At 74.6% G+C, this 22215-nt stretch carries 25 protein-coding genes; 11 read left to right on the top strand and 14 right to left on the bottom strand.

The window, feature by feature from the left end:
- The first annotated feature begins 106 nt into the window (after positions 1-106).
- Both WCD58_RS12450 and WCD58_RS12445 read left to right on the top strand, forming a co-directional pair.
- Positions 107-2482: a xanthine dehydrogenase family protein molybdopterin-binding subunit gene (locus tag WCD58_RS12450; protein ID WP_337703205.1), complete on the top strand. Its 2376-nt coding sequence runs from the start codon at positions 107-109 to the stop codon at positions 2480-2482.
- 60 nt (positions 2483-2542) lie between these two features.
- Positions 2543-3313 carry a bestrophin-like domain gene (locus tag WCD58_RS12445; RefSeq protein WP_337703203.1) on the top strand — a complete coding sequence of 257 codons (771 nt, stop codon included), beginning with the start codon at positions 2543-2545 and terminating at the stop codon, positions 3311-3313.
- Between the two features lie 8 nt (positions 3314-3321).
- Here the strand turns inward: WCD58_RS12445 and WCD58_RS12440 are convergent, their stop codons facing one another.
- Positions 3322-4746, bottom strand: a complete 1425-nt coding sequence (locus WCD58_RS12440; protein ID WP_337703201.1) for a glucose-6-phosphate dehydrogenase — start codon at positions 4744-4746, stop codon at positions 3322-3324.
- 57 nt (positions 4747-4803) lie between these two features.
- Positions 4804-6219 carry an MFS transporter gene (locus WCD58_RS12435; RefSeq protein WP_337703199.1) on the bottom strand — a complete coding sequence of 472 codons (1416 nt, stop codon included), beginning with the start codon at positions 6217-6219 and terminating at the stop codon, positions 4804-4806.
- Between the two features lie 321 nt (positions 6220-6540).
- Between WCD58_RS12435 and WCD58_RS12430 the strand changes: the two genes are divergently transcribed.
- On the top strand, positions 6541-6666 hold the full coding sequence (locus tag WCD58_RS12430) for a hypothetical protein (protein WP_337703198.1): 126 nt from the start codon (positions 6541-6543) through the stop codon (positions 6664-6666).
- A gap of 77 nt (positions 6667-6743) precedes the next feature.
- Here the strand turns inward: WCD58_RS12430 and WCD58_RS12425 are convergent, their stop codons facing one another.
- Together WCD58_RS12425 and WCD58_RS12420 are read right to left on the bottom strand one after the other, a co-directional pair.
- Entirely contained in the window at positions 6744-7283 is a 540-nt protein-coding gene (locus WCD58_RS12425; protein WP_337703196.1) for a GNAT family N-acetyltransferase, read from the bottom strand.
- 55 nt (positions 7284-7338) lie between these two features.
- Positions 7339-7578: a hypothetical protein gene (locus tag WCD58_RS12420; RefSeq protein ID WP_337703194.1), complete on the bottom strand. Its 240-nt coding sequence runs from the start codon at positions 7576-7578 to the stop codon at positions 7339-7341.
- A 126-nt stretch (positions 7579-7704) separates the two neighbouring features.
- Between WCD58_RS12420 and WCD58_RS12415 the strand changes: the two genes are divergently transcribed.
- Complete coding sequence (locus WCD58_RS12415) at positions 7705-8097, top strand: hypothetical protein (protein ID WP_337703193.1); 393 nt, start codon at positions 7705-7707, stop codon at positions 8095-8097.
- Positions 8098-8117: 20 nt separating this feature from the next.
- A complete protein-coding gene (locus WCD58_RS12410; protein ID WP_337703191.1) occupies positions 8118-8441 on the top strand; it encodes a hypothetical protein in 324 nt (107 codons plus the stop codon).
- Here the strand turns inward: WCD58_RS12410 and tenA are convergent.
- Entirely contained in the window at positions 8438-9100 is a 663-nt protein-coding gene (gene tenA / locus WCD58_RS12405; RefSeq protein WP_337703189.1) for a thiaminase II, read from the bottom strand. The genes WCD58_RS12410 and tenA overlap by 4 nt on opposite strands.
- Positions 9101-9167: 67 nt before the next feature.
- Between tenA and WCD58_RS12400 the strand changes: the two genes are divergently transcribed.
- A complete protein-coding gene (locus tag WCD58_RS12400) occupies positions 9168-10133 on the top strand; it encodes a cobalamin biosynthesis protein (protein ID WP_337703186.1) in 966 nt (321 codons plus the stop codon).
- 38 nt (positions 10134-10171) lie between these two features.
- Here WCD58_RS12400 and WCD58_RS12395 read toward each other — a convergent pair whose 3' ends face one another.
- From WCD58_RS12395 to WCD58_RS12380, 4 genes are read right to left on the bottom strand one after another with little or no spacing between them, the layout of a single operon-like run.
- The gene (locus WCD58_RS12395; RefSeq protein ID WP_337703184.1) at positions 10172-11014 is read right to left on the bottom strand and encodes an SURF1 family cytochrome oxidase biogenesis protein; all 843 of its coding nucleotides are present in this window, start codon (positions 11012-11014) and stop codon (positions 10172-10174) included.
- 4 nt (positions 11015-11018) lie between these two features.
- Positions 11019-11765 carry a fructosamine kinase family protein gene (locus WCD58_RS12390; protein WP_337703581.1) on the bottom strand — a complete coding sequence of 249 codons (747 nt, stop codon included), beginning with the start codon at positions 11763-11765 and terminating at the stop codon, positions 11019-11021.
- 44 nt (positions 11766-11809) lie between these two features.
- Positions 11810-12262 (bottom strand): low molecular weight protein-tyrosine-phosphatase, encoded by a 453-nt coding sequence (locus WCD58_RS12385; RefSeq protein ID WP_337703181.1) that lies wholly within the window; start codon positions 12260-12262, stop codon positions 11810-11812.
- Positions 12263-12283: 21 nt separating this feature from the next.
- Positions 12284-12736, bottom strand: coding sequence for a hypothetical protein (locus WCD58_RS12380; protein ID WP_337703179.1), 453 nt, complete (start codon positions 12734-12736; stop codon positions 12284-12286).
- Between the two features lie 160 nt (positions 12737-12896).
- Between WCD58_RS12380 and WCD58_RS12375 the strand changes: the two genes are divergently transcribed.
- The 3 genes from WCD58_RS12375 to WCD58_RS12365 are packed head-to-tail and all read left to right on the top strand — an operon-like array spanning position 12897 to position 15126.
- Positions 12897-13733 (top strand): Nif3-like dinuclear metal center hexameric protein, encoded by an 837-nt coding sequence (locus tag WCD58_RS12375; RefSeq protein WP_337703178.1) that lies wholly within the window; start codon positions 12897-12899, stop codon positions 13731-13733.
- A complete protein-coding gene (locus tag WCD58_RS12370) occupies positions 13730-14464 on the top strand; it encodes a zinc ribbon domain-containing protein (protein ID WP_337703175.1) in 735 nt (244 codons plus the stop codon). The genes WCD58_RS12375 and WCD58_RS12370 overlap by 4 nt, the downstream gene beginning before the upstream one ends.
- A complete protein-coding gene (locus tag WCD58_RS12365) occupies positions 14461-15126 on the top strand; it encodes a histidine phosphatase family protein (RefSeq protein ID WP_337703173.1) in 666 nt (221 codons plus the stop codon). The genes WCD58_RS12370 and WCD58_RS12365 overlap by 4 nt, the downstream gene beginning before the upstream one ends.
- Here the strand turns inward: WCD58_RS12365 and WCD58_RS12360 are convergent.
- The gene (locus tag WCD58_RS12360) at positions 15112-15864 is read right to left on the bottom strand and encodes a MerR family transcriptional regulator (protein ID WP_337703171.1); all 753 of its coding nucleotides are present in this window, start codon (positions 15862-15864) and stop codon (positions 15112-15114) included. The genes WCD58_RS12365 and WCD58_RS12360 overlap by 15 nt on opposite strands.
- A gap of 155 nt (positions 15865-16019) precedes the next feature.
- On the opposite strand from WCD58_RS12360, the gene WCD58_RS12355 reads away from it, so the two are divergent.
- Positions 16020-17348: an MFS transporter gene (locus WCD58_RS12355; protein ID WP_337703169.1), complete on the top strand. Its 1329-nt coding sequence runs from the start codon at positions 16020-16022 to the stop codon at positions 17346-17348.
- Here WCD58_RS12355 and WCD58_RS12350 read toward each other — a convergent pair.
- Positions 17254-18372, bottom strand: coding sequence for a DUF2332 domain-containing protein (locus WCD58_RS12350; protein ID WP_337703167.1), 1119 nt, complete (start codon positions 18370-18372; stop codon positions 17254-17256). The two genes, WCD58_RS12355 and WCD58_RS12350, sit on opposite strands and share 95 nt — an antisense overlap.
- A 31-nt stretch (positions 18373-18403) precedes the next feature.
- Entirely contained in the window at positions 18404-19258 is an 855-nt protein-coding gene (locus tag WCD58_RS12345; RefSeq protein WP_337703165.1) for an oxidoreductase, read from the bottom strand.
- Between the two features lie 100 nt (positions 19259-19358).
- Here WCD58_RS12345 and WCD58_RS12340 point away from each other — a divergent pair, with 100 nt between their 5' ends.
- Entirely contained in the window at positions 19359-20213 is an 855-nt protein-coding gene (locus WCD58_RS12340) for a helix-turn-helix domain-containing protein (protein WP_337703163.1), read from the top strand.
- On the opposite strand, the gene WCD58_RS12335 is transcribed toward WCD58_RS12340, so the two are convergent.
- Together WCD58_RS12335 and WCD58_RS12330 are read right to left on the bottom strand one after the other, a co-directional pair.
- Positions 20197-21438, bottom strand: a complete 1242-nt coding sequence (locus WCD58_RS12335) for an ArsB/NhaD family transporter (protein ID WP_337703161.1) — start codon at positions 21436-21438, stop codon at positions 20197-20199. The genes WCD58_RS12340 and WCD58_RS12335 overlap by 17 nt on opposite strands.
- Entirely contained in the window at positions 21435-22193 is a 759-nt protein-coding gene (locus WCD58_RS12330) for a sulfite exporter TauE/SafE family protein (RefSeq protein WP_337703159.1), read from the bottom strand. Before WCD58_RS12330 ends, WCD58_RS12335 begins: the two co-directional genes overlap by 4 nt.
- Positions 22194-22215: the final 22 nt, after the last annotated feature.

Raw genomic sequence — 22215 nt, 5'->3', positions numbered from 1 at the left:
CCAGCTTGACCGGCGGGTTCCGGTGGGCCGAATGCCGACTCGACGTCCGGGCGAAGGTCTGATCTTCTGACCCTCTCGGCACGGGCACCACTGGAGGACCCCCGCAATGACCATCACCCCCACCCGTTCCACCTCGATCTTCGGCAACTCGGTCAAGCGCACCGAGGACGACGGACTGATCCGGGGGGCGGAGGACTACACCGGCGACCTCCCGGTGGAGGGCGCCCTCCATGCGGTCTTCGTCCGGTCGCCGATCGCGCACGGCACGATCACCAGCATCGACGCCGCGGAGGCGCGCTCGATGCCGGGCGTCGTCGCGGTCTACGTCGACGGTGAGCTGAACGTCAACGACCGGCCCGGCCTGCCCGGCGTCGTGCCGGACGCGATGAACCGCCCCGCGCTCGCGCGCGGCAAGGTGCGCTTCGTCGGCGACATCGTCGCGGTCGTCGTCGCCGAGACCGCCGGCCAGGCCCTCGACGCGTCGGAGACCGTCTTCGCCGACATCGAGCCGCTGCCCGCGGTCACCGACATCGAGGCCGCGCTCGCCGACGACGCCCCCAAGCTGTTCGACGACCTGGGCTCGAACCTCGTCGCCGGCGACGGCACCGGCCCCGTCGAGGGGATCTTCGACTCGGCCGACACGGTCGTGAAGCACACCTTCTACAACCAGAAGCTCGCCGGCGTGCCGATGGAGCCGAACGCCTGCGTGGCGATCCCCGGCGAGGCCGAGAAGATCAAGATGTACGTCTCGAGCCAGGGCCCGCACGGCGCCCGGGACGCGCTCGCGGGCGACCTCGGCGTCGACGGCGCGAACGTCCACGTCATCGCCCCGCGCGTCGGCGGCGGGTTCGGGCCGAAGATGCACGCCTACCAGGAGTGGGGCATCGTCGGCGCCGCGGCACGGGCGCTCGGCAAGCCGGTCCGCTGGACCGAGACCCGCTCCGAGAACATGCTCTCGATGGTCCACGGGCGCGCCCAGGTCCAGTACGTCGAGATGGGCGTCAAGAAGGACGGGATGATCGTCGGCCTGCGCGCCACCGCCATCGGTGACGCCGGCGCCTACCCGGTCCTCGGCACGATCCTGCCGAGCCTGACCCAGCTCATGGCCCAGGGCGTCTACGACATCCCGGCCATCGACTTCACGTGGAAGGCCGTCGCGACCAACACGACGCAGATCGGTGCCTACCGCGGCGCCGGGCGGCCCGAGGCCACCCAGATGCTCGAGCGGATCATCGACATCGCCGCCGACGAGATCGGCGTCGACCCGCTGGAGATGCGGCGGAAGAACTTCCTCGCGCCCGACAAGTTCCCGATGACCAGCATCACCGGGGCCCAGTACGACAACGCCGAGCACGCCAAGGCGCTCGACGCGGCCAAGCAGGCGGCGGGCTACGACGCCCTGCTCGCCGAGCAGCAGAAGCTGCGCTCCGAGGGCTCGCGCAAGGCGATGGGCATCGGCGTCGCGTCCTACGTCGAGGTCACCGCGCCGCTGGGCCTCGACGTGGAGTTCGGCTCCGCGCAGGCCCACCCCGACGGCACGTTCACCGTCAAGGCGGGCACCAGCGCCCACGGCCAGGGCCACGAGACGGCCTTCACCCACATCGCGTCGCAGATCCTCGACGTGCCGATGGAGAAGGTCCGCCTCGTCCAGTCCGACACCGAGCTGGTGGCGCGCGGGGCGGGCACGGCCGGCTCCCGCTCGCTGCAGACCGGCGGCAGCGCGATCTGGACCGCCTCCGAGCAGCTCGTGTCGCGGGCCCGCGAGATCGCCGCGCACATGCTGGAAGCCTCGCCCGACGACATCGAGCACGTCTCGGGCGGGTTCGGGGTCAAGGGCATCGCCGACACCCAGGTGTCCTGGGCCCAGGTGGCGACGGCGTCCGAGGACGGCACGGGCTACGACCCGGGCGTCGGCGGCAAGCAGCTGCTCGAGGAGCTCGACTTCACCCAGGGCCAGTCGAGCTTCCCGTTCGGCTCGCACATCTCGGTCGTCGACGTCGACCTCGACACCGGCATGGTGAAGCTGCGCCGGCACATCGCCGTCGACGACTGCGGCCGCATCCTCAACCCGATGCTCGTCACCGGGCAGCAGCACGGCGGCATCGCGCAGGGCATCTCGCAGGCCCTCTACGAGCGCGTCACCTACGACGAGGACGGCAACCCGACCTCGGGCAACCTCGCCTCGTACGTCATCCCCTCGGCCGCGGACCTCATCTCCTACGAGGCCACCAACACCGAGACGCCGACCCCGCTCAACCCGCTCGGCGCCAAGGGCATCGGGGAGTCGGGGACGATCGGCTCAACGCCGGCCGTGCACAACGCGGTCGTCGACGCGCTCTCGCACCTCGGGGTGAAGCACGTCGACATGCCGCTGACGCCGGAGACGGTGTGGCGGGCGATCCAGGGCGTCCAGGGCGGCGACCCGGCCAACCGCCAGGCCGCCGGCCCGGAGTACGCCGGCGAGCCGGGCCCGCAGCACTGACATCTCTGTGAGCGGACTTCGGGGCTGTGGCCCCGAAGTCCGCTCACCTAGTCTGCGGTGATGGTCGCGTGGTTGGGGCGGGCCCCGCTGCCGGTGCTGGTGGTGACGGTGTTCGCCGCGGTCTACCTGGCTGCGGCGCTGGTCCTCGCCGGGCTCTGGCTCGCGCGCCGCGCGGGGCACAGCGAGTCGCTGGGGCCGCTGAGCCCGGGCCTGCTGTCACCGCTGGGCCTGATCTTCGGTCTGCTCGTCGGGTTCCTCGTCGCCGACGTGTGGGCCGACCGCGACGACGCCGCGGCGGCCGTGAGCCGGGAGGCCAGCGCACTGCGCGACGTCGACCTCCTGATGGCGGCGTTCCCGGCCCAGCGGCCGGAGGTCCAGCGGCTGCTCGCCGAGCAGATCGACCAGTACGTGGCCGAGGAGTGGCCCGAGATGGCCGGCGGCGACGCCACGCTGACCGTCGCGCCCGCCCGGCTCGTCGCCGTGCAGTCGCTCGTCCTGTCGCTGCCGGTGCAGACCGAGGGGCAGCGGGTGGCCCAGGACCGCCTCGTGACGGCGGCCGACCAGGCCCTGGAGTCGCGGCGCACCCGCCTCGTGCTCAGCGGGTCGGCGATCGATCCCCTGCGGCTGACGGCGCTCTACCTCGTCGCGCTGACGACGCTCGCCGCCATGGGCTGCATCCACGCCGACCGTCTGCGGCGCGCCGGTGTGTCCCTGGCGCTGCTGGCGACGGCGATGGCGCTGGCCCTGACGCTGCTCTGCGCCCAGGCCGCCCCGTTCGCGGGCTACTTCGCGATCGACCCCGACCTCCTGCTCCAGGTCCGCCCCATGTGAGTGATGCACTAGCCGGGGAGGACCCAGCCGACGGGGTCGGCGAGGCGCAGGGCCGACTCGGGGCCCCAGGAGCCCGGCGCGTAGGGCTCGGGCGCGCGGTCGTCGTCGAGCACCTCGGCCGCGGCCGTCCAGACGTCCTCGAGGCCGTCGGGGCGGGTGAACAGCGCACGGTCGCCGGTGAGCACGTCGTGGATCAGCCGCACGTAGGGCGGCAGCGGGTCGCCGCCGGAGAGCGTGTCGAGGGGGATCTGGGTCCACGCGGTGCCGAGGTCCGACGACGCCCCGGGCGTCTTGACGTTCATCGACAGGGCGAGCGCGCCGTCGCCGGCGAGGTCGAAGCACAGCACGTTGCCCCGGACGGGCAGGTCGCGCTCGTCGACGGGGCCGTCCTCGGGGTCGCGGAAGATCAGGTTGACCTTCTGGTGGCTCTCGGCCATCCGCTTGCCGGTGCGCAGCAGGAACGGCACCCCGCGCCACCGGTCGGTGTCGATCCACAGGCGCGCGGCCACGAACGTCTCGGTGGTGGAGTCGTCGGCGACGTGGTCGAGGTCGCGATAGCCCTCGAACTGCCCGCGGACGACCTCGTCGCGCTGCAGTGGGCGGAAGTGCCGGACCGCCTCGTCCCGGGCGGCGGCGACGTCGTCCGCGCGGAAGGTCGCCGGCGGGTCCATGGCGACCTCGGCGGCCACCTGGAACAGGTGCGTCACGAGCATGTCGAGCACGGCGCCCGTCGCGTCGTAGAACGAGGCACGGTCGGCGACGTCGAGGGTCTCGGGGACGTCGATCTCCACGGCGGCGACGTGGTGGCGGTCCCAGGAGCTGCCGAACAGCCCGTTGGCGAAGCGCAGCGCGCGCAGCTCCTGGGTGGCCTCCTTGCCGAGGAAGTGGTCGATGCGGAAGACCTGCGACTCGTCGAGGACCTCGTGCACGACCCGGTCGAGCTCGCGGAAGCTCTCCAGCGACGTGCCGAACGGCTTCTCGTAGACGACGCGCGAGCCCTCGGCCAGGCCCTGCGCCCCGAGCGCGCGCGTGTAGTCGCCGAACGTGGTCGGCGGCAGGCCGAGGTAGTGGACGAGCTGGGCGTCCTGCCCGATCTCGCCGCGGGCCTCGGCGATGCGGTCCAGCAGCTCGCCGGGGTCGTCGGCGGTGAACCCGCCGCCGGCGAAGCGCAGCCCGGCGGCGAACTCGTCCCACGGCCCGTCCTCGGGCTTGAGACCGCCGAACTGCTCCAGGGCCTCGCGGACCTCGTCGCGGAACTCGTCGTCGGTCTTCGTGCGGCGACCGTTGCCGATCAGACGCCAGTCGTCGGGCAGGAGCTTCTCCTGCACGAGGCGGAAGAACGACGGCAGCACCAGGCGCTTGGCCAGGTCGCCGGTGGCGCCGAACAGGACGAAGACGGTGGGGCCGGGTGTGGCCTCAGAAGACTCGGGCACCAGCGCATCGTGCCCGTCATCCGTGGGGGCCGACACCCGGAGACCCACCGTCGTGGCTCAGCGACGCGAGGCCACGAGCTCGCGGGCCTCCTGCTCGGTCGAGACGGCCGGGTTGGAACCCGGCAGCGGCTTGCCCGCCGTCTCGCGGAGCTTGACGAGCACCGCGACACCCGCGAGCCCGGCCAGGATCAGGTAGATCGCCGGCCAGCCGCCCCACCCGGTGGTCGGCACCAGCGCCGTCATGATCAACGAGGTCGTGCCGGCGAAGGCCGACACGAAGATGTTGAACGAGATCGCCAGCCCGCCGTACCGGATCTCGGTCGGGAACAGCGCCGGCAGCGTCGACGGGCAGGTCGACGAGAACAGGATCAGCAGCAGTGCCATCACGGCGAGTCCCACCGCGACCAGCGCCACCGACCCGCTGCTGAGCAGGAGGATCATCGGTGCGGCGAGCACGATCGTGCCGATCGCCCCGGTCCACAGCATCGGCTTGCGGCCCACGCGGTCGGACAGCCGGCCCAGGAACGGGATGGCGAGGACCGCGGCCCACAGCACGATGATCTGGAGCCACTGGGACGTCGTCGAGTCGATGGCCGTGCCGCCGACGAGGGTGACGTTGTCCTCGAGATAGGTGGGCATGTAGCTGGTGAGCATGTAGTTCGGCACGTTCCAGGCGACGACGAGACCGCCCGCGGCGAGCATCGCGGGCCAGTAGGTCCCGAACAGCTCCTTGAGCCCCGCGGAGGCCTGCTGGCCCTCGCGCTCCTCGGATTCCGAGAGCAATGTCTGGAATGCCGGGGTCTCCTCGAGCTTCACGCGCAGATAGACACCGACGATGCCCAGCGGCAGGGCGATGAAGAACGGAATGCGCCACGCCCAGGTGGAGGCGAACTCCTCGGTGGAGACCAGGGGGATGACGGTCGCGACGGTCGCGCCGAGCGCGTAGCCGATGAACGTCCCGCATTCCAGGAAACTGCCGAAGAAACCGCGTCGCCGGTCGGGGGAGTACTCCGCGATGAACGTCATCGCGCCCGCGTACTCGCCGCCGGTGGAGAAGCCCTGCACCACGCGGCAGAGGACGAGCAGGATCGGCGCCCAGATGCCGATGGCCGAGTACGGCGGGATGAAGCCCAGCAGGAACGTGCCGACGGCCATCATGATGACGGTGATCGACAGGACCTTCGTGCGTCCGATCTTGTCGCCGAGCGGCCCGAAGAACAGGCCGCCGAGGGGTCTGACCAGGAACGACACCGCGAACCCGGCGAAGACGCCGATCTGGGCGAGCGTCTGGTCGTCCGGCGGGAAGAACTGCTCCTCGATGGTGGTCGCCAGGTAGGCGTAGACGCCGAAGTCGAACCACTCGGTGATGTTGCCGACCGCCGCCGCGCCGACGGCGCGCTTCATCGTGGCGGTGTCGGTGACGGTGACGCCGTCGGGCACTCCGCCTCCGTCACCCGCTTCCGTCTGCGTCATGGTCGTTCTCCCCTCGCCCCCGACGGGATCGCGGTTCGTCCGATTTGACGGAAACGACCCGAAAGTCGTTAACGCCCGTTGACAATTGCTTGCTTGTGGACACTACTGAAACTGCTCGGGACCCACACGGTGAACGCACATCGTTGCTGTGAGTGAGGTCATGCGATGGCCGCTCATCGATACGGAACACACCCCGGGGCCGATGCGTCTCTCCTTGTGGGTGCAGGTAGCGCCCACGGTTCGCAAGCGTTCGCGGACCGGTCGGGTCATCCGGACCCGGTCGCCGGCCGCGGCGCGTGCAGGTGGTGAGGAGGAGCCGTCATGGCGGCAGTGTTCTTCGGCATGATCGTGAGTGCGGGAGCGGGACTCGGTGTGGCCGGCGCCCTCGCCCGGCACGCGCAGCGCCACTGGGTCAGCCGGTCGGCGCCCGTGGCCGTCGAGGCCTGAGGCCCCCGCAGCTCACGTACGGGCCGTCCCGCATCCTGCGGGGCGGCCCGTCGTCGTCCAGGGGTGGGCCCGTGTGGTCAGCCGTCGGGGCGGAGGTCGGCCTGCATGAGCACCGTGTCGGCCCACTGCCCGTTCTTGTAGCCCACCGACGGCATCCGCCCGACCTCGACGAATCCGAGGCGGCGGTGCAGCACGATCGACGGGGTGTCGTGGCGGGAGCCGGCCAACGCCGCGATGACGGCCACGACCTGCCGGATCTCGGTGCCGCGCAGGGAGTCGAGCAGCCCGGCCAGGAGCCGGGACCCGAGACCGCGCCCCGCGGCCTCCGGCGCGATGTAGATCGAGTCCTCGACCGTGTAGCGGTAGGCGGCGTGGGGGCGGAACGCCGTGACGTAGGCGAAGCCCTCGACCTCACCGTCGATCTCGGCGACGAGGAACGGGCGGGTGGGACCGGCGGAGACGATGCGCTCGCGCCAGAACTGGTCGGAGGGCGGTTCCTCGACGAAGGTCGCGATCGACTGCAGGACGTAGCCGGCGAAGATCGCCGCGACCCGCTCCGCGTCCTGCGCGGCGGCGGGACGCAGCACACCGGTCGCGGTGGCGGGATCCGTGGTCACGACCCGATTCTGGACCATCACCCCGGCCCACCACGAGCATCCGAGCTGGTCCGGGCTACTCCACGCGCACGAGCGTGAACTCCCACTCGCCGGCGGGCTGGTTGTAGCCGGTGCGCTCGTAGATCGCGGTCTGCCCGCCGCCGGCCATGTCCGAGACCGTGCGCCGCAGGCCGTGCTCGCTGCTGGGCAGCGGGATGCGCTGGAGCAGCGGCGGCTCCTCGCCGGCGCTGTCGGGCTGGGTGATCGACCCGACGCCCTGCAAGGGGCCGTTGACGTACCGGACAGCGAACTCCATGTGCCCTCCCAGACGAGATCGGCACACCCTACGACCCCGTGGCGCGATCGTCACCGCCACCACGCGGTGTCGATTGCCCCGATCAGCCGACTGTCCGGCCCGTGACGACCACGTAACGTAGTTCTCGTGCGGTCCGCTCTCCTCCTCCTCGGTGGCCTGGTCCTGATCGGGGCCGGCATCGCCGTCATCGCGCTCGGGACACCGGGCGGATGGGTGCTGGGCCCCGCGCTCATCGTGGGCGGCCTGCTGGCCAAGGGGGCCGGGTTCCTGCTCACCGGCGACGCCCCGGGCGCCACCCCGCCGAGCGGGTCGGGCCGCACCGTGACGACCCTCGGTCCCACCGCCGCCGAGCGCGCCCGCGGCGGACCGGCCACGGGCCGCACCTCGGCGCTGCGCCGGGCGCGGACCGCGCGCACGGCGCGGGCCTCGCGCGCCGCACGGGCCGCGGCGTGGTCGCCGGCGGCCTCGACGGCGTCGGCCGCCCCGGTGGCGCACCGGCGCGGTCGCCGGGCGTCCTGACGCGCCGTTAGGGTCGGCGCGTGGCCGGCGCCTGGGAGTACGCGACGCTGGAGATCTCTGCGGTCGGGCTCTCCGAGGACGCGGCGGGCGAGGCGAGCGCCGAGTGGCAGATCTACGCGATCGGCCCGTCCGACGAGCTGATCCTCGAGGAGTACCGGCCCTACCGGGTGGCCTGGGCGCGCGTGTACGCCGAGCAGCTCAACCGGCTGGGTCAGCAGGGCTGGGAGCTGGTCGCGCTCGCGGGCCCGCAGGGTGCCCTCGTGCCGAGCGCGCCCGGTCGCGCGCCGGGGACGGCGCCGCACGTCGTCGAGACGCGGTTCGTGCTGCGGCGTCCCGCGAGCTAGACCGGCCACTCCTCCTGGCGCCAGGCGGCGTCCCAGAACATCCACTCGTAGCGGCACGTCGTGACGTAGTGCTCGCGGACCCGCGCGCGCTCGACGTCGCCGAGCGTCGGCCCGACGCGGTCGGTCACGGCCAGCACCGCGTCGACGACCGCCTGGAACTCCTCGCCGCCGTACGTCGCGATCCAGCGCGCGTAGAGCGGGTCGGGGGAGGAGCCCTCGAGCAGCGCCTCGCCGACCCGGGCGTAGATCCAGTAGCACGGCAGGACCGCGCCGAGCCCCTCGGCGAAGGACCCGCCGTGGCAGGTCGCGAGCAGGTAGCTGGTGTAGGCGGTGGTGGTGGGGGCGACGGGCACGACCCCGGCGTCGGCCGTGGAGAGCCCGAGCGCGTCGGCGAGCTCGGCGTGCATCTCCTGCTCGGCCGCGATCGCGCCCGCGGCGTGCTGGCTGAACATCACCGTGTCCGCCTCCGTCGGCGCCCGCGCGGCGAGGACGGCGAGCGCGCGGGCGTATCCCCGCAGGTAGTGCGCGTCCTGCACGACGAAGTGCCGGAACGCGCCGTGCGGGAGCGTGCCGTCGGACAGGCCGGTGAGGAACGGGTGCGCGCGGACCCGGTCGTAGATCCCGGCACCCGCGTCCCAGAGCTCGTCGCTGAAACCCACGGCGAGCACCCTGTCACGGCGCGGGTGAGATCATCGCGGGGTGCTCGCGGCGAGAGGCACGGTGCGCATGATCGACAAGGGTCGGCACCGGCGGGACGTGCCGCTCGCGAGGGCCGCCGGCCTCGCGCTCGGGGCGCTCGCCGACGCGGTGCTCGGCGACCCGCACCGCGGTCACCCCGTCGCCGCGTTCGGGTCGGTGGCCGCGGCGCTCGAGCGGCGCTGGTGGGCCGACCGGCGGGGTCCCGGGGTGGCGTACGCCGCGGTGCTCGTCGGCGGGGCGGTGGGTGTGGGGGTGCTCGCCGAGCGCGCCCGGCACCCGGCGGCGCGCACCCTCCTGACCGCCGCCGCGACCTGGACGGTGCTCGGCGGCACGTCGCTCGCGGCCGAGGGCACGGCGATGGCGGCGTCGCTGCAGGCGGGCGACGTCGACGCCGTCCGCGCGCGGCTTCCGCACCTGTGCGGGCGCGACCCGTCGGCGCTCGACCCCGACGGCCTGGCGCGCGCGGCGCTCGAGTCGATCGCCGAGAACACCGCCGACGCCGTCGTCGCCCCGCTGGTGTGGGGCGCGGTGGCGGGGATCCCCGGCCTGCTCGGGCACCGCGCGGTGAACACGCTCGACGCGATGGTGGGGCACCGCTCGGCGCGGTACGAGCGCTTCGGCTGGGCCTCGGCGCGCGCCGACGACGTCGCCGGTGTCGTCCCGGCCCGCGTGTCGGCGCTGGTCACGGCGGCGTGCGCGCCCCTGGTCGGCGGGCGCCCGAGCGACGCGTGGCGGGCGTGGCGCCGCGACGCCCCGGCGCACCCGAGCCCCAACGCCGGCCCGGTCGAGGCGTCGTTCGCGGGCGCGCTCGGCCTGCGCCTGGGCGGGCGGACCGTCTACCCCTACGGCGTGCAGGACCGCCCGGTGCTCGGCGACGGCCGCACCCCGGAGGTGGCAGACCTCCCGCGCGCCGTCCGCCTCTCCCGCGCCGTCGGTCTCGCGACGGCTCTGATCGCCGTGGGTGTTTCAGCGTGGGGGCCACGCTCGCGTTGAACGTCAGAAAAGCCCCCACGATCACGCGGAAGAGGAGGTCAGCGGCGGCCGTACCGGTCGGCGAGCTTCTCGTCGGTCGCGGAGGGCCGGGCCGCGTCCCAGTGTGTGCCGTCGGCGGCGTCGCGCGGGTCCTGGCGATCGCGCGGCCGTGGCTCGAGCCCCCGCTCGCGGCGGTACTCCAGGCGCGCGAAGTAGATCCACGCGCCGATCGCCATCAACCCGAAGATCAGCCACTGCCAGGCGTAGGAGTACGACGGGTTCGGGTCCGGCGGGGGGAGCGGGACGGCCGTGAGCACCCCGGGCTGATCGGGCAGCAGCTGCACGTACCCCGGGCTCGTCGCGACCCCGCCGGCGGCGGCGACCGTGGCGGCGTCGGCGGAGTACACCTGGCGCTGCCCGTCGGCGACGACCGCGGACCGGGTCGGCGCGCCCTCGTCGAGGCGCTGGTAGCCCGTCAGCGACACGGTCCCGCCCGGCGGCGCCGCGATCGCCGGCAGCGTGCCCTGCCCGTCGGTGCGCACGTACCCGCGGTCGACGAGCACGGTCTCGCCGGTGGTGGTGACCAGCGGGGTCATGACCTCGCTCGCCGGGTGGCCCTCGATGCTGCGCAGGCGTACGAGCACCTGGCCCTCCGGGCGGTACGTGCCGCTGACGGTGACCTGGCGCCACGCGACGTCCTCGCCGGGCGCCGCGCCGGGGGCGACGAGCTCGCCGCGCGGCACCGGCGCCGTCGACACCGCCCGGACCAGCGCGGCGTTGTCGCCGGAGCGCTCGTCGCCGCGGTGGAACTGCCACGGCGCGAGCAGGTAGTAGCAGGCGAACGCGAAGGCGGCCACGGTGAGCGTCAGGGCGATCCACCCGGGCTTCAGCAGGAACCGCACGACGTCAGGTTATCCGCTCGCACACCGCGAGAGCCTGTCTCGCGTACCCGCCCCCGAACAGCTCGGCGTGCACGAGCAGCGGGAAGAGCTGGTGCAGCCCGACGCGGTCGCGCCAGCCCTCGGCGAGCGGCGCGACCTCGTCGTAGGCGGCGAGGACCGTCTCCAGCTGCGGCGTCCCGAACAGCGCGAGCATCGCGAGGTCGGTCTCGCGGTGCCCGCCGTGCGCGGCGGGGTCGATCACCCACCCCTGCCCGCCGGACCACAGCACGTTGCCGGTCCACAGGTCGCCGTGCAGGCGCGCGGGCGGCTCGGGCGGTCCGGCGACGTCCTCGAACCGCGCGCACGCCCGTTCGACGAGGGCGAGGTCGTCGCCGTCGAGGGCGCGGCGGGCGTGGGGGAGGACGCGGTGCTCGGCGTACCACGACGGCCAGTGCTCGCCGGTCTCGTTGACCATGCGCGCCCCGCCGATCCACGCGTGCACCGGCCCGCCCGGCGGCGGCGCGCCGAACGCGGGAGCGCCGGCGGCGTGCAGCGCGGCGAGCCCCCGGCCGAACGTCTCGGCGGACGCCGCGTCGGGCCGCCCGGACGCCACCCGCGTCGACACCATCGCGCCCTCGGCCTCACCGAGCACCTCCGGCACGCCCACGACGTCCGGCTCCGCGAGCCAGCGCAGCCCGGCGGCCTCGGCGGCGATCGCGGACGGCTCCCCGGACTTGACGACGACCTCGGTGCCGCCGTCGAGCGTGGCCATCCGCACCCCGCGCCCGCCCGCGGCGAGCAGGGCGTCGACCGAGGTCACGGCGCGACCCGCGCGACCAGCCCCGGCATCGCCGCCTCGACCATGTCCATCACCTCGTCGAAGCCGTCGGGGCCGCCGTAGTACGGGTCGGGCACCTCGGCGCCCTCGGGCGCGTCGGGGTCGAACGCGCGCAGCAGCACCACGCGCTCGGGGTCGGCGCCGGCGGCGACGAGGTCCCGCACGTGGTCGGAGGTGGCCGCCACGAGCAGGTCGGCGGCGAGCAGCTCGCCGTCGATCTGCCGCGCGGTGTGCCGGGTGTCGTAGCCGCGCCCGCGCAGGGTGTCGGCCGCCCGGCGGTCCATCGGCTCGCCGGCGTGCCACGGCCCGATCCCGGCGCTGCTGACCTGCACCGCGTCGGTCAGACCGGCGTCGGCCAGGCGGGCGCGGAACACCTTCTCCGCCACCGGCGACCGGCAGATGTTGCCCGAACAGATGAAGACGACGTGCACGCCGCCATGATCCCCGTCCGGTCAGGCGGCCCGCCCGGCCCCCGCCAGCTCGGTCACCGTCGCCGCGGCGCCGTCGAGCGGGGACAGCAGCTCGATCTCGAGCAGGTCGTCGGCCAGCTCGGTGAGCAGGATGCGGCGCACCCCGAACGCCGTCGCGATCGCCGGGCCGGCGGCGGCGACGTCGTCGTAGGCCTGGCCCTCGCCCAGCCGGACGGTGAAGCGCTCGGGCCGGGTGAGGACGACGCGGGTGATGCGCGGGCGGGTCCGGAACCGCCCGGCCGCCGTGTACTCGGTGACGGACAGGCCGGTCTCCCGGACGACGTCGCGCCAGGTCTCGTGGATCGCTTGGCGGCGGACGCGCTCCTCGGCGGCGTCCAGCGCGAGCCCGGGGCGCCGGCGCACGGCGTCCCACCAGCGCGCGGCGGCGTTCCCGGCCGCCGCGACGCTCCGCGCCACGATCGTGTCGGTGCTCATGGTCCACCCCCTCGGTGCCGCGCGGCCGGTGTCCCCGCGCTGCTCCGAGGCTGGTCCGGCGCGGCGGGCGCCGGGAGGGGGCGGTCCCCCGCGGGCCGGGGGCAGGCCCCCGTCCGCCCGCACCGGGACGCCACCGCCGCGGTGGGCAGAATGGGCGGCCATGACCCCCGCCCGCCCTGTGACCGTCGCCGACGCCGTCGCCGCGCTCGAGGCCGCGTACCCGCCGGCGCTGGCGCAGGACTGGGACGCGGTGGGGCTGACGGTCGGCGACCCGGCCGCCCCGGTGCGCCGGGTGCTGATCGCGGTGGACCCGTTGCCGGAGGTCGTCGAGGAAGCGATCAGTGACGAGGCGGACCTCCTCGTCACCCACCACCCCCTGCTCCTGCGCGGTGTGCACGCCGTGGCCACCACGGCGCCGAAGGGCTCCGCGATCCACCGGCTCATCCGCGGCGGCGTGGCCCTGTTCACCGCGCACACCAACGCCGACGCCGCGGACCCCGGGGTCTCCGACGCCCTCGCCGACGCGCTCGGCGTCACCGTGGAGCGCCCCCTGGCACCCGAGGGCGACGGCACGGTGGGGGTCGGGCGCATCGGCACCCTGAGCACGCCCGAGAGCCTGCGACGGTTCACCGAGAGGGTCGCCGACGCCCTCCCGGCCACCGCCTGGGGCGTGCGGTCGGCGGGGGACCCGGAGAAGACGATCAGGAGGGTCGCCCTCTCCGGCGGCGCCGGCGACTCGATGCTGCACCTCGCCCGCGCCGCCGGGGTCGACGTCTACGTCACCGCCGACCTGCGCCACCACCCCGCCACCGACCACCTCGCCGAGCCCGGCGCGCCCGCCCTGGTGGACGTCGCCCACTGGGCCTCCGAGCACCCCTGGTGCGCGCAGGCCGCGGCCGTCCTGCGGCGTGCCGCGCCCCACCTCGAGATCACCGTGTCGACCACCCGCACCGACGCGTGGACCGTCGGCCAGCCGTCAGGAGCCGTGAACGCATGAAGGCCGACCCGACCGCCCAGCGCCGCCTGCTCGACCTGGCCGCGCTCGACGCCGAGCTCGCCCGGGCCCAGTACCGCCGGCGCACGCTGCCCGAGCAGACGGCGGTGGAGGAGGCCGAGACCACGGTGCAGGGCCACCGCGACGCGGTCGTGCGCGCGCGGACGTCGGTGAGCGACCTCGGCCGCGAGGTGGCGAAGCTCGACCAGGAGGTCACCCAGGTGCGCACCCGCGAGGAGCGTGACCGCGGGCTCATGGACTCCGGCAGCGTGTCCGCCAAGCAGATGACCGACCTCTCGCACGAGCTCGACACCCTCGCCCGCCGCCGCGGCGTCCTCGAGGACGAGCAGCTCGAGGTGATGGAGCGCCTCGACGCCGCCGAGACCGACCTCGCCCACGAGCAGTCCGAGCTCGACACCGCGGAGACCGCTCTCGCCGACGCCGTCGAGCGCCGCGACGGCGTGCTCGGCGACCTCGACGTCCTCGAGGAGCGCCGCGGCGCCGAGCGCACCGAGGTCGCCAAGGACCTGCCCGCGGACCTCGTCGGCCTCTACGACCAGCTCCGGGCCCGCTCGGGCACGGGCGCGGGCGAGCTGGTCGGCGGCCGGTGCGGCGCCTGCCGGCTGGAGATGGACCGCAGCGAGCTGCGCGACGTCGCCGCGGCCGCGCCCGACGACGTGGTGCGCTGCGAGCAGTGCGGGGCGATCGTCGTGCGCACGGAGAAGAGCCGATGACCACCGCGGGCTCCTGGACGGGGCGCGGCAACACCGCGCCGACCCGTGTCCTGCTGCTGCGCCACGGGCAGAGCCCGCTGTCGGTGGAGCGCCGCTACTCCGGGCGCGGCAACCCCGAGCTCACCCGCGAGGGCCTCGAGCAGGCGGCCGCCGCGGCGACGGCGCTCGCCGCCCGCCACGTCGCCGCCGACAGCCACATCCGCGCCGTGATCAGCTCGCCGCTGCTGCGCGCCCGGCAGACCGCCGAGCCGGTGGCGGGGGTCCTCGGCCTCGGCGTCACCGTCGACGAGCGCCTCACCGAGACCGACTTCGGCACCTGGGAGGGGCTGACCTTCTCCGAGGCCGCCGCGCAGGACCCCGAGATCCACCGTGCGTGGCTGGGCGACAGCGCGATCGCCCCGCCCGGCGGGGAGAGCTTCGACCTCGTCGCGGGCCGGGTCTACGCCGCGCTCGACGACGTGCTGCGCCACCACCCGGGGCAGACCGTGGTGCTCGTCAGCCACGTCACGCCGATCAAGCTGATCCTGCGCCGCGCCCTCGACGCGGGGCCGCAGATGCTCTACCGGCTGCACCTCGACCTGGCGTGCCTGTCGGTCGTCGAGTTCTGGCCCGACGGCGGCGCCTCGGTGCGCCTGGTCAACGACACGTCATACCTGGCCTGACCCCGGCTCCGCCTCGTCCAGCTTCCGGATCTCGGCCTCGAGGCGGACCAGGACGTCGATCTGGGCGGGGGAGTAGAGCTCGCGCATCGCCGTGCCGATGGTCTCGCCGGCCCGCCGCCGGCCGAGCGGGCCGTCGGTCGCGATGTCGGGCACGGGGTGCGCGGCGCGGACCGCGCGCGTGGGCCCGGCCATCCGCGCGGCCAGGTCCTGGCGGGTGGCGTCGTCGGCGTCGGCGGGCAGGTCGTCGAACTCCTGGAACGACGGGTCCTCGGGCACGTCCCGGAGCAGCTCCGCGTAGGCCTCGAGGCCCTGCGACCCGAGCACCCGGCTCATGACCACGGAGAACGACCGGTCGGCGTCGGAGAGCTTGACGTTCTTGGCCACCGCGGCGAGCTCGGGCGGCAGGTCCGTGGGCACCGCCTGGCGCAGGATCAGCCCGAGCTCGACCCGCGCGCGCTGCAGCCGCTCGATGGTCTCGGCGAGCTCGGCGTCGAGCGTGCGCAGGGCCTGCTCCGGGTGATCGTCGGCGTCGCCCATGTCCTGGATCTGGGCGAGCGAGAACCCGAGGTCGGTCAGGCGCTTGATCCGCAGCACCCGCACGAGGTGCGCGACGCCGTACTGCTTGTAGCCGTTGGAGCGGCGCTCGGGCTCCTCCAGCAGCCCCACCTCGTGGTAGTGCCGCACCGCCCGCAGCGTCGTCCCGGTGAGCTCGGCGAGCTGGCGGGTGCTCCACCCCATGGGTCGGTCCTCCTGGTCGGCGACGGTGCCCTCAGTGGAAACCGTGCCGCTGCGTCATGGTCAAGCGTGAACCGGATCACGCCTGCTCCTCCTTGAGTGTGCCCCGGCGGCCGGGTGCGTCCTGGGTGCCGTCACCGCTGCAGGGAGGGAACGAGATGGCAGGCGACCGGACCCGTGCGAGCAGCACGGTCTTCTTCGTCTCGTACGGGCTGTCGCTGCTCGGCCAGGGCATCGCCTCGGTCGTGCTGCCCCTGATCGTGCTGGCCCGGACCGGCGACGTCCTCGCCGCCGGCGTGCTCGCGACCGCGACGACGACCGCCGCCGCCCTGGCCGGGCTCGTGTCCGGGCTGCTCGTCGACCGGATCGACCGGCGCCGGGTCTCGGTCGCCTGCGACCTGCTCGCCGCCGCGGCGGTCGCCGCGCTGCCGGTGATCGACGCCCTCGTCGGGCTCGACATGGGCTGGTTCCTGGCGCTCGGCGTGATCGGCGCGGTGATCCGCGTGCCCGGCATGACCGCCCGGGAGACGCTGCTGCCCGCCCTCGCCCGCCTCGGATCCGGCGGCCCCGGGGTCCTCGACAGGCTCGTCGCGACCCGCGAGACGGTCGGCAACGTCCTGATCCTGGCGGGCCCCGGTCTTGGTGGACTGCTCGTCGCCGTCGTCGGACTCTCGCCGGTCGTGATGCTGGCGACCGCCGCGACCAGCCTGCTCGCCGCGCTGACCGCGCTGGCGATCGACCCGAGGGCGGGAGCGGTGCCGACCCGGGCGCGGCAGGCGGGCAGCTCGGTCGGCCGGGCCGTGACCGATCTCGTCGACGCCTGGCGCTTCCTCGCCCGCCAGCGCCTCGTGCTCGGCGCCACGCTGCTGACGTCGATGCTCGCCGCGGTGCTCGGCGCCCTGCAGAGCACGCTGATGCCCGCCTACTTCACCGGCGAGGGCCTCGCGAGCCTCACCGGCCTGACGCTCTCGGCCATCGCCAGCGGCGGCATCGTGGGGTCCGCGGTCTACGCCGCGGTCACCGAGCGGCTGGCCCGGCGCACGTGGTTCGTCGTCGGGATGCTCGGCACGCTCGCCGGCTTCGGCGCGGTCGGCAGCATGGCCTCGCCGTGGGTCGTGCTCGGCGGCGCCGTGCTGGTCGGGCTCACCTTCGCCCCGGCGTCGGCCCTGCTCGGCGTGATCATCGTCGAGGCCACCCCGGACGCCATGCGCGGGCGGGTGCTCGGCGCGCAGAACACGGTCACGCTCGCCGCCCCGGCGCTCACCAACGCCCCGCTCGCGGCCGTCGCCGCCGGCGCGGGTCTGCCGGTCGCGGGGCTGGTGCTCGCCGCGCTGGTGGGTGTCGCGACGGTGCTGGCGCTGCTCGCCCCGGCGTTCCGGACGCTCGACGCGCCTACAGCCACTCCAGCCACGCCCCGCCCGGATGGGCCAGACCCAGCACTTCTCCGGACGACGACCCGTCCCGACGCACCGACAGGTGCCCGATGACGCCCGTGACGCCGGCCCGCGTCGCCTCGAGCGCGCGGGGCGGCACGCGCAGGTACTGGGTGCTCTCGCGGCCCTCCGCGCCCAGCGGGACGAGGGGATCCACCGAGATCCACTCCACGTCGCGGCCCAGCCCGGTGAGCGCGCGGCGGACCTCGGCGCGCTGCTCGTCGGTGAGGAAGACGGTGACGTAGGTGTCGACGAGCACCAGCAGCGCGTCCTGCGGCATCCGCGCGCACAGGGCCGGGAGGTCCGCGACGAGGTCGGCGCGCACCGTCGTCGCCGGGTGGGTCCGCGCGATCTCCGACGCCGCGGCGAAGCGGTCGACGGCCGTGGTCTCCGGCGGGATGCAGGCGGCGAGCCAGTCGCGCACACGCTCGTCGTCGAGGTCCAGCGGCTCCACGTCGACGCCGAGCCGCGCGGTGATCTCGGGCAGGCGGGTCGGCAGGGGAGCGGGCTTGCCGCGCAGCTCGGGGGCGAGGGTGAGCGCCGCGTCCTGGTCCCCGAGGGTCCGGCCGCCGAAGTCGTAGCGGTAGCGGTCGAGGTGCAGCCCGAGGCCCGCGCCGGTGCCGAGGTCGACCAGGGCGATCGGCCGGTCCGGGTCCAGCCGGCCCAGGACCGCGACCACGTCGGCGCTCCGGGCGACCTCGTTCATCTGGTAGCGGTGCTCGGCGCAGAGCTGCCCGAGCTCGCCGGCGCGCTCGCGGGCGAACGCGACGAGCGCGGGCCGGAACCCCTCGTCCAGCGGCGGCTGCCCGGAGCCCGGCACGGGGAAGTACCCCGCCAGGGGCACGGGCCGCAGCCGCGCGACGAGGGCGCGGACCGCCGCACTGAGCAGCAGCGGGGGCAGGCGGTCCAGGGGGATGGCCGCGGCGAGCCCGAGCAGCTCGGGCTCGTCGGCGATCGCCCGGAACAGCTCGGCGGTGAGCGCCCAGCTCGGGGGCGTGTCCGGCCCCGACCATCCCGCCGCGATCCCCTGGGCCTGCTCACGGACGCGGGCACGCGTCTCCCCGTCGACGGACGTCACGCGCCGAGCTTGCCGAGCCCCGGGCCGCCTGTCACGTGATCGCGTCGAGCTCCGCCACCGCGTCCGCCGGCAGGGTGAGGTCCGCGGCGGCGAGGTTCTCCCGCAGGTGCGCCCGCGACGACGTGCCCGGGATGAGCAGCATCGTCGGCGAGCGCTGCAGCAGCCAGGCCAGCGCGGTCTGCTGCGGCGTGGCCCCGAGCCGCTCGGCCACCTGCGCGAGCGTGTCCGACTGCAGCGGGGAGAAGCCGCCGAGCGGGAAGAACGAGGTGTACGCGATGCCCTCGGCGGCGCAGTGGTCGACGAGGTCGTCGTCGGCGCGGTGCACGAGGTTGTAGTGGTTCTGCACGCACACCACGGGGGCGATCGCGCGGGCCTCGGCGAGCTGCTCGGGGGAGACGTTGCTGACCCCGAGGTGGCGGATCAGCCCCTGCTCGCGCAGGTCGGCGAGCGTCCGGAAGGCCTCGCCGAGGGACTCCGAGTGGTCGTCGGAGACGCGCAGGTTGACGACGTCGATCGCCTCGAGGTCGAGCCGCTCGAGGTTCTCGTGCACCTCGCGCACCAGCTCGTCCGGCGACGTGTCGAGGTTCCACGACCCGTCCTCGCCGCGCCGGCACCCGACCTTGGTGACGATCCGCACGTCGGCGGGGTAGGGGTGCAGGGCCTCGCGGAGGATCTCGTTGACGATGAACGGGCCGTAGTAGTCGCTGGTGTCGATGTGCGTGACGCCGCGGTCGACGGCCTCGCGCAGGACGGCGACGGCCTCGTCGCGGTCGCGCGGCGGCCCCATGACGCCCGGTCCGGCGAGCTGCATGGTGCCGTAGCCCATGCGCGTCAGGACGAGGTCGTCCGCGAGGGCGAGGCGGTCGGTCAGCTCCGATGTGGTCATGGACCCAGGGTCTACCCGCTCCCGGCTGCGGGGGAGCGACGGATCGTCCTGGTAATCGCCGTACCCCCCAACCGGGGCCGCGCGGGCGGATGATCGAGGCGTGAGCACCGGTGAGCTGGCGGCCGCCCTGAGGACCTGGCGCGACCGCACCGACCCCGCCGACGTCGGCATGGCGGTCAACGCCCCTCGCCGCGCCCCGGGCCTGCGCCGCGAGGAGCTCGCGCTGCTCGCCGGCATCTCCATCGACTACGTCGTGCGCCTCGAGCAGGGCCGCACCCGCACCCCGTCGGCGCAGGTGTGCACGTCGCTGGCCCGCGCGCTGCGCCTGTCGGACCACGAGCAGGCCCACCTGTTCCGCCTCGCCGGGCACGCACCCGACCGCGGGCGGATCTCCCGGCGCGTCCCCGCGGGCGTGCGGCGCATCGTGGAGGCACTGCACGACCACCCCGTCGCCGTCCTCGACGCGACCTGGACGCTGATCTCCTGGAACCCGCTCTACGCGGCGCTGATGGGCGACCCGAGCGGCGTCGCGGAGCGCGACCGCAACGCCCTGTGGAAGCAGTTCACGGTGGGCCACACGAACGCCCGCGTGCAGCACGCGCCCGCGGAGCGCGACGTCCTCGTCCGCTCGATGGTCGCCGACCTGCGCGGCAGCACCAGCCGCTACCCCGACGACGCGGACCTGACGGCGCTCATCGCCGACCTCTACGCCGTGAGCGGGGAGTTCGCCGCCCTGTGGGACTCCGGGGTCGTCGCGGGACACCAGCAGAGCCGCAAGACCGTCGTGCACCCGGAGGTCGGCGACGTCGTCGTCGACTGCGACACCCTCACCACCGCCGAGGACGACCTGCGCCTGCTCGTGTTCACCCCGGCGCCCGGCACCGACGCGCGCAGCCGCCTCGACCTGCTCGCGACGGTGGGCACCCAGTCGATGGAGGTCAGCCCGTCACGGTGAGCGTGAGCCACAGCGCGGCGGTCCCCGCGATCACGCCGAGGGGCACCGTGGCGAGCCCCGCGACCGTGAACGTCCCCAGCGGGGCCGGAACCCCGCGGGCGGCGAGCACGCGGCGCCAGAGCAGGGTCGCCAGCGAGCCCACCGGGGTGAGGTTCGGCCCGACGTTCACCCCGATCAGCACGGCGAGCACGGCGCCCACCGCCGGGGTGGGCCCCAGCGCGGCGAGCAGGATCAGCGTCGCCGGGAGGTTGTTGACGACGTTCGCGAGCACCGCCGCCACCGCCGCCAGCCCGAGCAGCGCCGCGAACGAGGTCCCGTCCGGGAGCAGGGCGGCGACCAGCGCGCCGAGGCCCCGGTCGGTCACCGCCGCCACGACGACGCCGAGGGCCAGCACGAACAGGCAGAACAGCGGCGCGGCGGCGCCGACGAGGTCGCGCACCCGCGTCCGGCGGGTCGCGACGGTCCTCGTCGCCAGCACCAGCGCGCCCGCCACCGCGACCCACACCGGCTCGATCCCCAGCGGGGAGGACACGGCGAAGCCGAGGAGCGTCGCGGCCAGCACCGTGAGGGCGACGCGGGGGACCGGCACCTCCTCGTCGGCGCCGAGCGGGACGGCGGGCTCGGCGAGGTCGCGGCGGAACGTCAGCCGCAGCCCGACGTACTCGACGAGGAGCACCGCGAGCTGCGGCAGCAGCATCAGCCCCGCGAAGCCGAGGAACGTCAGCCCGCTGGCCTGCAGCGCCAGCAGGTTGGTCAGGTTGGCGACGGGCAGGAGCAGCGAGCCGCTGTTGGCCAGGTGCGCGCACGCGAACGCGGGCGGCGCCGGGCGCGCGCCGAGGCGGCGGGCGGTGTCGAGGACGACCGGGGTCAGCAGCACCACGGTCGCGTCGAGGCTCAGCACCGCGGTCGTCAGCGTCGCGGCGACCACGACCAGCGCGAACAGCCGGCGCGGACGTCCGCGGGAGTGCGAGGCGAGGTAGCCGCCGGCCCAGCGGAACACGCCCTCCGCGTCGGCGAGGTGGGCGAGCACCAGCACCGCGGCGAGGAAGCCGACCGTCGGCCCGAGCTCCTGGACCTCCTCCCACGCGCGCCCCGGAGCGATCAGGCCCACCACCAGCACGACCGCGGCGGCGGGGACGGCGGCCGACGCCTCGGGCAGCCCGCGCGGGCGGGTGACCGCGACCGTGAGGACGGCCGCGAGCAGGCCGACGGCGAGGACGGTCACGTCAGGAAGAGGTAGATCGCCACTCCGACCCCCAGCACCACCACGCTCCAGCGCAGGACCGCGTCCGGCATCTTCTTGGCGACCGCCATGCCGAGGAAGCCGCCGATCAGCGTGGTCGGCGCCAGCAGCAGCACCGCGAGCCAGTCGACGGGCGCGAAGAGCGCGAACAGCGCCACCGTGACCGTGCTCGTCACCAGCGAGAGCAGCACCTTCAGCGCGTTGAGCCGCCGCAGGGTGTCGTGGGCGAGCAGGGAGAGCACCGCGATGAGCACGACGCCCAGCGCGCCGCCGAAGTAGCCGCCGTAGACCGCCGCCAGGAAGATCGTCGGGATCAGCACGCGGGGGTTGTCGGTGGTGCGCTCCGCCCGGCCCGTCCACTTCTTGATCCACGGCTGCGCGCCGAGCGTGAGGCTCGCCAGCAGGACCAGGACGGGCACGACCGCGTCGAACACCGACTCGGGCAGGACCAGCAGCAGCGTGCAGCCGAGGGCCGAGCCGAGGGCGGCGACGACGCTCGTGGCGATCAGACGTCTCCGCTGACCGCGGAGGTCACCGCGCGCGTTGACGGTCGAGCCGGCGTAGCCCGGCCACTGCGCGACGGAGTTCGTGACGTTCGCCGGCAGCGGCGGCAGACCCACGGCGAGCAGCGCGGGGAACACGATCAGGGAGCCCCCGCCCGCCACGGCGTTGACCGCACCCGCCACGAGCCCGAGGGCGGCGAGCAGAACGATCTGGAGCACCGACGGGTCCGACACGCTGCGCGACGCTAACCGTCCT

The organism is Actinomycetospora flava (genome assembly GCF_037400335.1).
Taxonomy (GTDB): Bacteria; Actinomycetota; Actinomycetes; order Mycobacteriales; family Pseudonocardiaceae; genus Actinomycetospora; species Actinomycetospora flava.
Note: the sequence above shows the minus strand (reverse complement) of the source record. Positions and strands in the feature narration are given on the sequence as shown.